Genomic DNA, 8,628 nt, shown 5'->3' with positions numbered 1-8,628 from the left:
CGCCGCCCGCCGCGCCGCGGGCCCCGCTCGCGCCGCCCGCCGCCCCGGCTGCCCCGGGCGCCCCGGGCAAGGTGAATCTGGACAAGGGCCGGGTGAGCCTCCAGAAGAACCAGACGGTGTCCCTGGTCAAGGGCGGCCGGCCGGTGCTGACCTCGGTGCGGATGGGCCTGGGCTGGGAGCCGGCGTTCCGGGGCAAGGACATCGACCTGGACGCTTCGGTGATCGCCTTCGGCGCGGACCGCAAGAAGATCGACGCCTGCTTCTTCGGCAAGCTCGTGATCCTGAACGGCGCGATCCAGCACTCCGGCGACAACCTCACCGGCGAGGGCGGCGGGGACGACGAGTCCATCACCGTGCACCTCGGCGGGCTGCCGCCGCAGGTCACCGGCCTGGTCTTCACGGTCAACTCCTTCTCCGGGCAGAAGTTCACCGACGTCGCCAAGGCGTACTGCCGTCTGCTCGACGCCGGGACGGGCGAGGAGCTGGTCCGCTTCGACCTGACCCACGCCGAGCCGCGCACGGGCGTCATGCTCGCCAAGCTGATCAAGCAGTTCTCGGGTGAGTGGGAGATGACCGCCATGGGCGACTTCGTGGACGCGCGTACCGTGCGCGGCATGGCCAAGCCCGCGGGCCAGGCCCTGTGAGCTGAAGGTCCGGGGCGCCGCCGGGCTCGGGCGGCCGGCGGCGGCGCGTACGGCCCGGGCGGCCCGGAGCCGGGCGGCTCAGGCCGCCCGGAGCGCGCCGCCCGCCTCGGCAGGCAGCCCGGCCAGGCGGGCCAGCCGCCGGTAGGAGTCCAGCATCGCCGCCCGGTCGTGGGTGCTGGTGGTGACCAGCACCTCGTCGGCGCCGCTGCGGCCGATCAGCGCCTCCAGCGCGGTGGCGACCTCTTCCTCGGTGCCGTGGATGTGGCCGCGCAGCGCCTCCTGGTAGAAGCCGCGCTCCTTCCCGGTCATCCCGTCCGCCTCCAGGGCGGCGACCTCCTCGGCCGGTACGAGCGGCGGGAAGACGCCTCGGGTGCGCGAGCGGGCCAGCGCCCACGCCTCCGGCAGCAGCAGCCGGCGGGCGTCCTCGGTCGTGCCGGCCACCGCGACGGTGCCCGCCACCACCACGTACGGCCGGTCCCACCAGGCGGACGGCCGGAAGCCCGCGCGGTAGCGGTCGATCGCCCGCAGCGTCCGGTCCTCGCCGCCCACCCCGCCGATCACCAGCGCCAGGCCCGCGGCGGCCGCGATGTCCGCCCCGGCGCCGGTGGCCAGCACGAACGCGGGCGGCAGCAGTCCCTCGGCGGGGTGGGCGTGCACCTCGGGGTGGGTGCGCTGCTCGCAGGTGAAGTAGCCCAGCAGCTCGGCGAGGCCGGCGCCGAAGCCGTCCCTTGCGTCCTCGGCCGTGCCCAGCGCCCGCCGTACGCCGTCGGTGAAGCCGACCGACCGGCCCAGGCCCATGTCGATCCGGCCGGGGAAGAGCGAGGCCAGGACCCCGAACTGCTCGGCCATCACCAGCGGCCGGTGGTTGGGCAGCATCACGCCGCCGGTGCCCACCCGCACGCGCCGGGTGGCGGACGCGACCGCGGCGGCCAGCACGGTCGGCGCCGCCCCGGCCACGCCGGGCACGCTGTGGTGCTCGGCCACCCAGAACCGGTGGTAGCCGAGGGCCTCGGCGCGCCGCGCGAACCGCACGGTGTCGCGCAGCGCCTCCCCCTGCGACCGCCCCCGCCGGGTGCGGGAGCGGTCCAGGACCGAGAAGCGGGTGGCCCGCAGGCGCGAGGTGGTCACGACTGGTTCAACAACGCGGCCGCGCGCGGATTCCCGCCCGCCGCGCCCCGGCGCGCGGGGCCCGGCCCGGCGCGCGGGGCCCGCGCCGCCTCCGGCCGCGCGCCGCGTTCGGCGCGCCCGGTGGTCAGCAGTCGGGGCGCTGCCGCCGCCACGGGCCGGTGATGGCCAGCATGATCCCCGGGTCCTGGATGTTGGCGAACAGCGTCCGGCCGTCGTGCGAGAAGACCACCCCGGTGAACTCGCTGTACTCCGGCTTCTCCGCCGTGCCGATGTTCAGCTCGTTGCGGGCGATCGGGTACGTGCGGCCGTCGTCCGTGGCGCCGAAGAGGTGCTGGACGCCCTCGCCGTCCTCGGCGACGACCAGGCCGCCGTACGGCGAGACGGTGATGTTGTCCGGGCCGTCGAGGGCGCCGTCCTCGGCCGGGTCGGGGTTGACGCCGAGCAGCACCTTCAGGGTCAGCGTGCGCCGCGCCGGGTTGTAGAACCACACCTGGCCGTCGTGCGCGACCGGGCTCTCGGAGCGGGCGAAGGAGGCCACGACGTACGCGCCGCCGTCCCCCCACCACATGCCCTCCAGCTTCCGCGCCCGGGTGACCTGGCCGGGGCCGAACTGGGCACGCACCGGCACCGAGCGCGCGTCGCGGTCCGGCACGTCCACCCAGTCGACGCCGTAGACGGTGCCGGTCTCCGTGGCGCGCGACAGGTCGTCCACGAACCGGCCGCCGGAGTCGAAGCAGCGGAACGCCTGGAGCGCACCCGCGTCGTCGGCGAGCGTGCGCAGCTTCCCGCGCCCGTGCCGGAAGCCCTGCGGCGGGGTCCAGCGGTAGAACAGGCCGTTGGGGCCCGAGGCGTCCTCGGTGAGGTAGAGGTGGCCACGCCGCGGGTCCACGACGACCGCCTCGTGCGCGTACCGGCCCAGCGCCTTGATCGGCTTGGGGTCGCGGTTGGCGCGGCGGTCCAGCGGGTCGACCTCGAAGACGTACCCGTGGTCCTTGGTCATGCCGTTCTTCCCGGCCTTGTCCTCGGTCTCCTCGCAGGTCAGCCAGGTGCCCCACGGAGTGCTGCCGCCCGCGCAGTTGGTGGACGTGCCGGCTATGCCCACCCACTCGCCCAGCGGCTCGCCGTGCTTGGAGACCTCCACCACCGTGCAGCCGCCGGAGGCGGCCGGGTCGTAGACCAGGCCCTCGGCGAGCGGCACCGGGTGCGGCCAGGACGACCGCGGGCCCTTCAGCTCGTGGTTGTTGACCAGCAGCGTCGCGCCGCGCGGGCCCTCGAAGGTCGCGGTCCCGTCGTGGTTGGACGGGGTGGACTCGCCGGACTCCAGCGTCGTCACGCCCGTCCGCGTGATGACGCGGTAGCTGAAGCCGGCGGGGAGGGCGAGGATGCCGTCCGGGTCGGGCAGCAGCGGGCCGTAGCCGAACCGGTGCCCGTGGCCGAGCCCTTCGGCCTCGGCGTCCGCGGCCTCCGCGGCGAGCGCGCCGGGCGCGGTGCCCAGCACGCCGACGCTGCCGACCAGGGCGACTCCAGCCCCGGTGTACGCGGAACGCTTGGCGAAATCTCTACGGCTGAGCGGCATCGTCGTCTCCCAGGTGCCAGTGTCCGTGCGGGGGGGCAGGGCCACCGTGGCGCGCCCAGCCGAACGCCGGTTGAACGGGGAACGACGTCGCAGGGTCCGGTCGACNGCCCAGCCGAACGCCGGTTGAACGGGGAACGACGTCGCAGGGTCCGGTCGACCGATATGACCGACCTCGGTGCGGCCCGGGCCCGTATCCGCCGGATACCCGTACGGGCGGGCCGCACGCCGGGCGCCCGGGCCACGGTGCCAGGCGCCCGGCGTGCGGCCCGCACGCGTGCGGCGTCAGGCGCGCGACCGCGCCTTGAAGGCGGCCCGGCGCGCCTCCTTCGCGGCCTCCTTGTCCGGGTGCAGCCGTCCCATCGCCTCCAGCACCTCCGCGGTCGCCGGGTGGTCCACCCGCCAGGCGGAGTCGAAGAAGCCGCCCGAGCGGTCCACCAGGCCCCGCACCAGGTCCCGCAGCTCGGCGGACTCGCCCTCGGCGGTCAGCTGCGCCGCGATGGTGTCCACCGTCAGCCAGAACACCATGTCCTCCGACGGCTCGGGCACGTCGGCGGCCTTGTGCTCCGCCAGCCACACCCGGGCGAGCCCGCCCAGGTGCCGGTCGTCCAGCACCTCCCGCACCGCGGGCTCGGCCGGGGCACCGACCAGGGAGAGGGTCTGCTGGCAGGTCAGGCGGCGCAGCGGCGCGCGCTCGTCGTCGCCGCGCGCGGCGGCGAGCAGGGCGCGGGCCGCCTCGTCGGGCGCGCGGCGCGCGAGCCACTGCTCGACCTCGGCGTGCGCGGCGGGCGCGGGGTAGTCGGCCAGGGCGTCCAGCAGGGCGTCCGCGTCGCGCTCGGCCAGCTCGCCGACGAGCGGCGCGGCCATGCCCGCGTAGAGCATCCGGGCCCGTATGGCGTAGACGCCGAGCGGGGTGAGGCGGACGGCGCCGTAGCGGGACAGGTCCTCGTCGTCGGCGTCGGAGCCGGGGTCGGAGTCGAGGCCTGAGTCTGCGTCGAGGCCGGAGTCGGAGTCGGCCGGTGGGGGCGTGTCGGCCGGGCGGGGGCCGGGCCCCGCGCCGTCGACCTCCTCGATCAGCGCCTCGTCCACCGGCCGGTACTCCACCGCGCCGGTGGGCGCGAGCAGCCGGAACTGGTCGTCCAGGCGCACCATCGCCTCGGAGACCTCCTCCAGCAGCTCGTCGCTCGGCTCCTCGACGTCGCCGGGGATGAGCACGGAGGCGGCGAGCGCGGGCAGCGGGACGGCGCGGCCGCCGGGGTCCTCGTCCAGGGCGGTGAGCACGTAGAGGTTGGCCAGCACGCTGTCGAGGAAGTCGGCCTCCTCCTCCGGGTCCCAGTCGAACGCGTCCGGAAGGCCCTCGTCGGCCGCGCCGTCGCCGTCCTCGTCACCGGGCCAGCCGGCGAGGCCGCCGGGCTCCGGGCCGAAGGGGAGGGCGGCGTCGGTGACGACCGCCTCGAAGCCGTCCAGCCACATGTCCAGCACGTACTCCGGGTGGCTCCCCTTGTCGATCAGCCACAGGCCCTCGGCCTGGGTGACGACGGGATACTCCGCCTCCGGGCCCGGGCCCTGCGCGCCGCCGGTCCCGCCGGCCGCCTCGTCCTGGTCCTCGCGGATCGCGACCACACCGGTGGCCAGGGCCATCCGCCACGCGTCCGCCGCCTCTGCCAGCGCCTCCTCGTCGCCCCCGAGCCCGAGGTGCCCGGCGGCCGCCCGCAGGTCGTCCGCCAGCAGGTCGCCGTCCGCCGCGACCCGCCGCTCGCCGTCGGTCCATCGGGCGAGCCGCACCGCACGGTCGAACAGCGGCGCGGCGAGTGCGTCGCGCGCCAGCTCGGCGTCGCCGCGGAGCCGCACGGGCGGCAAGGTGGGGCGGTCCTGGGACATGGGGGGACGTCATCTCCTCGTACGCGGGGCACCGGCGTGCCGACCGGTGCGGGCTACGGCCGATACACGGCCGAGTGCCCAGCGTAGACGGAATACCCCCGTCGCCTCCTCCCGATGTGACGGGCACGGGGGCCAGAAGCCGGATCCGGCCAGCGGCGGGCGGCGGGCGGCGAGACGGGCGCGAGCGCGAGCGCGCCATATTGGATCCAATATCCGATCTCCTGGATCCAGAATCCGAAATCCACGCCGGGACCCGCCCGCGCGGGCGGACGGAGTCCGGCGCCGCACGGCAGCGGATCCGCCCGTCGGCCAAGGCCCGCCGGCCGGCGCGGAGGCGCGCGGGGAATTCACCGGTCCGTCAGGAGCCGTAGGGGCGGCCCGCCTTGACAGCTACCGCCGCCCGGCCCGACATTGACGCGCGTAGCGCCGGGCGCTCGCATCGCGGGCACCGCTCCCCGGCGCGAGACTGGCATCAGGAACTGCCCAAGGAAGGCCCGCCATGTCCTCACACGCAGTGTCCGCGCGGCACCCGGCCACCGTCCTCGCCGCACTCGCGGCGGCCGCGCTCGTCGGCGGGCTGATCGCCGCTCCGCAGCGGGCGGACGCCGTCGAGGTCCGCATCCACGACATACAGGGCAACACCCGAATATCCCCGCTGGCAGGGCAGCCGGTGACCGACGTGCCGGGCACGGTGACGGCGGTGCGCGCCTTCGGATCGGCTCGTGGATATTGGATCCAGGATCCAGAATCCGACCGCGACCCCGCCACCAGCGAGGGCGTCTTCGTGTTCACCGGCTCGACCACCCCCGCCGTCACCGTCGGCGACGCGGTGACCGTGTCCGGGACGGTCGGCGAGTTCTACCCGGGCGGCGAGGACAAGGGTCTGCAGTCGGTCACCCAGATCTCCAAGCCGTCCTGGACGGTGCTCTCCTCGGGCAACCCGCTGCCCGACGCCTTCGCTCTCCGCCCGGCCTCCGTACCCGACCGGTTCGCCCCGAACGCCGCAGGCGGTTCCGTCGAAAGCCTCCGGCTGCGTCCGCGTACGTACGCCCTGGACCGGTACGAGTCCCTGGAGGGCATGCGGGTGGCCGTGCGCGACGCCCCGGTCGTGGGCCCGACCAGCGACTTCAACGAGCTGTGGGTCACCGCGGAGCCGGGCCGTAACCGGACCCCGCGCGGCGGCACGCTCTACGCCTCGTACCGCGACCCGAACCCGGGCCGGGTCAAGGTCGCCTCCCTCATCCCGTTCGCCCAGCGGCCCTTCCCCGTCGCGGACGTGGGCGACACGCTGGCCGGCACCACGGCCGGGCCGCTGGACTATGACAACTTCGGCGGCTACGAGATCGAGGCCACCGCGTTCGGCGACCTGGCCCGCGGCGGCCTGGCCCGCGAGTCCACCCGCCCGCAGGCGGCGGACGAGCTGTCCGTGGCCACCTACAACGTGGAGAACCTGTCGCCGAAGACCCCGGCCGCGAAGTTCGACCGGCTCGCGGCGGCGCTGGTGAGCAACCTCGCCTCGCCCGACATCGTGGCTCTGGAGGAGGTGCAGGACGACAACGGGCCCACCAACGACGCGGTCGTCAGCGCCGATGCCACGCTGACGAAGCTGACCGACGCCATCCGCGCGGCGGGCGGGCCCGCCTACCAGTGGCGGCAGATCGACCCGGTGGACGACCAGGACGGCGGGCAGCCGGGCGGCAACATCCGCGTCGCCTTCCTCTTCAACCCCGAGCGCGTGTCCTTCACCGACACCCCCGGCGGCGACGCCACCACGCCGGTGCGGGTGCTGGCCGACCGCGGCAGGCCGAGCCTGTCGGCGTCCCCCGGCCGCATCGACCCGGGCAACGCCGCCTGGGAGGACAGCCGCAAGCCGCTCGCCGGGCAGTTCTCCTTCCAGGGCCGACCGGTGTTCGTGGTCGCCAACCACTTCAACTCCAAGGGCGGCGACCAGGCTCTGGACGGCCGGTTCCAGCCCCCGGCGCGGGTGACCGAGGTGCAGCGCACCGCGCAGGGCGCGGCCGTGAACGCCTTCGTCGAGGACGTGCTCGCGGTCGACCCGCGCGCCGCGGTGGTGGTCGCGGGCGATCTCAACGACTACCCGTTCTCGCCCGCCCTGGCCGCGCTCACCGCCGGGGGCGCGCTAACCGACCTGGTGGACCGGCTGCCGCGCGCCGAGCGGTACGGCTACGTCTTCAACGGCAACTCGCAGGCGCTGGACCACATCCTCACCAGCCGCGGACAGGCCCGCGCGGACTACGACATCGTGCACCTGAACGCCGAGTTCGCCGACCAGGCCAGCGACCACGACCCGCAGGTGGTGCGGCTGCGCCCGTAGCGCGGCGCACGCGGGCGGCGGGGGCGGCGGAGGGTCCGGCGCCGCCCCCGCGGTACTCAGTTGTTGCTGTGCAGCACCTCGTTCAGGCCGCCCCAGGAGCCGGTGCGCGGCAGGGCCTCGACGGTGCCGGTGGTGGAGTTGCGGCGGAAGAGCAGGCCGGAGGCGCCGGACAGCTCCCGGGCCTTGACGGTCCGGCCGTCGGGCAGGGTGACGCGGCTGCCCGCGGTCACGTACAGGCCCGCCTCCACGACGCACTCGTCGCCGAGCGAGATGCCGATGCCCGCCTGGGCGCCCAGCAGGCAGCGCTCCCCCAGCGAGATGACCTCCTTGCCGCCGCCGGACAGCGTGCCCATGATCGAGGAGCCGCCGCCGATGTCGGAGCCGTCACCGACCATGACGCCCGCGCTGATCCGGCCCTCCACCATGGAGACGCCCAGCGTGCCGGCGTTGTAGTTGACGAAGCCCTCGTGCATGACGGTGGTGCCGGGGGCGAGGTGCGCGCCGAGCCGGACCCGGTCGGCGTCGGCGACGCGCACACCGGAGGGCACCACGTAGTCGGTCATCCGGGGGAACTTGTCCACGCTGGTCACCGCGAACGGCTGCCCCGCGGCGCGGGCCGCGAGCCGGGCCCGCTCCACCTGGTCGACGGGTACGGGCCCGAGGCTGGTCCACGCGACGCTGGCGAGCAGGCCGAAGACGCCGTCCAGGTTCTGCCCGTGGGGCCGCACCAGCCGGTGGCTGAGCAGGTGCAGCCGCAGGTAGACGTCGTGCGCGTCGAGCGGCTTGGTGTCGAGCGAGGCGATGACCGTGCGGACGGCGACGACCTCGACGCCGCGGCGCGGGTCCGGTCCGAGCGCGCCCCGCACGCCCTCGCTGAGCAGTTCGGCGGCGCGCTCGGGGCTCAGCCGCTCGGTGCCGGAGGGGCCGGGTTCGGCGACCAGCTCGGGCGCCGGGAACCAGGTGTCGAGCACGGTGCCGTCGTCGGCGACCGTGGCCAGGCCGGCCGCGGCGGCGCCGGTGGAGGTGGTAGCAGGGGTGGTGGCTGCGTCGGTCATGGTCGTCACGCT

General features: G+C 75.3%; 6 protein-coding genes. 2 read left to right on the top strand and 4 right to left on the bottom strand.

Annotated features, from left to right (window positions below):
- Positions 1 to 644, top strand: a 644-nt coding sequence (locus RKE29_RS05410; RefSeq protein ID WP_312003875.1) for a TerD family protein, incomplete at its 5' end; no start/stop codon positions are given.
- A 78-nt stretch (positions 645 to 722) separates the two neighbouring features.
- Here RKE29_RS05410 and RKE29_RS05405 read toward each other — a convergent pair.
- The 3 genes from RKE29_RS05405 to RKE29_RS05395 form a co-directional block, all read right to left on the bottom strand.
- The gene (locus RKE29_RS05405; RefSeq protein WP_312003874.1) at positions 723 to 1,772 is read right to left on the bottom strand and encodes an MsnO8 family LLM class oxidoreductase; all 1,050 of its coding nucleotides are present in this window, start codon (positions 1,770 to 1,772) and stop codon (positions 723 to 725) included.
- 124 nt (positions 1,773 to 1,896) lie between these two features.
- The gene (locus RKE29_RS05400) at positions 1,897 to 3,348 is read right to left on the bottom strand and encodes an alkaline phosphatase PhoX (RefSeq protein WP_312003873.1); all 1,452 of its coding nucleotides are present in this window, start codon (positions 3,346 to 3,348) and stop codon (positions 1,897 to 1,899) included.
- A gap of 282 nt (positions 3,349 to 3,630) precedes the next feature.
- Positions 3,631 to 5,226, bottom strand: coding sequence for a hypothetical protein (locus tag RKE29_RS05395; RefSeq protein ID WP_312003872.1), 1,596 nt, complete (start codon positions 5,224 to 5,226; stop codon positions 3,631 to 3,633).
- Between the two features lie 499 nt (positions 5,227 to 5,725).
- Between RKE29_RS05395 and RKE29_RS05390 the strand changes: the two genes are divergently transcribed.
- Positions 5,726 to 7,561 (top strand): endonuclease/exonuclease/phosphatase family protein, encoded by a 1,836-nt coding sequence (locus tag RKE29_RS05390; RefSeq protein WP_312003871.1) that lies wholly within the window; start codon positions 5,726 to 5,728, stop codon positions 7,559 to 7,561.
- Between the two features lie 56 nt (positions 7,562 to 7,617).
- Here the strand turns inward: RKE29_RS05390 and dapD are convergent, their stop codons facing one another.
- The gene (dapD, locus tag RKE29_RS05385) at positions 7,618 to 8,616 is read right to left on the bottom strand and encodes a 2,3,4,5-tetrahydropyridine-2,6-dicarboxylate N-succinyltransferase (protein WP_312003870.1); all 999 of its coding nucleotides are present in this window, start codon (positions 8,614 to 8,616) and stop codon (positions 7,618 to 7,620) included.
- Between the last annotated feature and the right edge of the window lie 12 nt (positions 8,617 to 8,628).

The sequence above is a fragment of the Streptomyces sp. B1866 genome, from assembly GCF_031932565.1.
In the GTDB taxonomy this organism is placed as follows: Bacteria; Actinomycetota; Actinomycetes; order Streptomycetales; family Streptomycetaceae; genus Streptomyces.
Note: the sequence above shows the minus strand (reverse complement) of the source record. Positions and strands in the feature narration are given on the sequence as shown.

What these genes read in the sequence shown, in the direction of transcription:
- RKE29_RS05395 (WP_312003872.1), bottom strand. Translation starts at nt 5,226, where the DNA reads ATGTCCCAGGACCGCCCCACCTTGCCGCCCGTGCGGCTCCGCGGCGAC.
- RKE29_RS05400 (WP_312003873.1), bottom strand. Translation starts at nt 3,348, where the DNA reads ATGCCGCTCAGCCGTAGAGATTTCGCCAAGCGTTCCGCGTACACCGGG.
- RKE29_RS05390 (WP_312003871.1), top strand. Translation starts at nt 5,726, where the DNA reads ATGTCCTCACACGCAGTGTCCGCGCGGCACCCGGCCACCGTCCTCGCC.
- dapD (WP_312003870.1), bottom strand. Translation starts at nt 8,616, where the DNA reads ATGACCGACGCAGCCACCACCCCTGCTACCACCTCCACCGGCGCCGCC.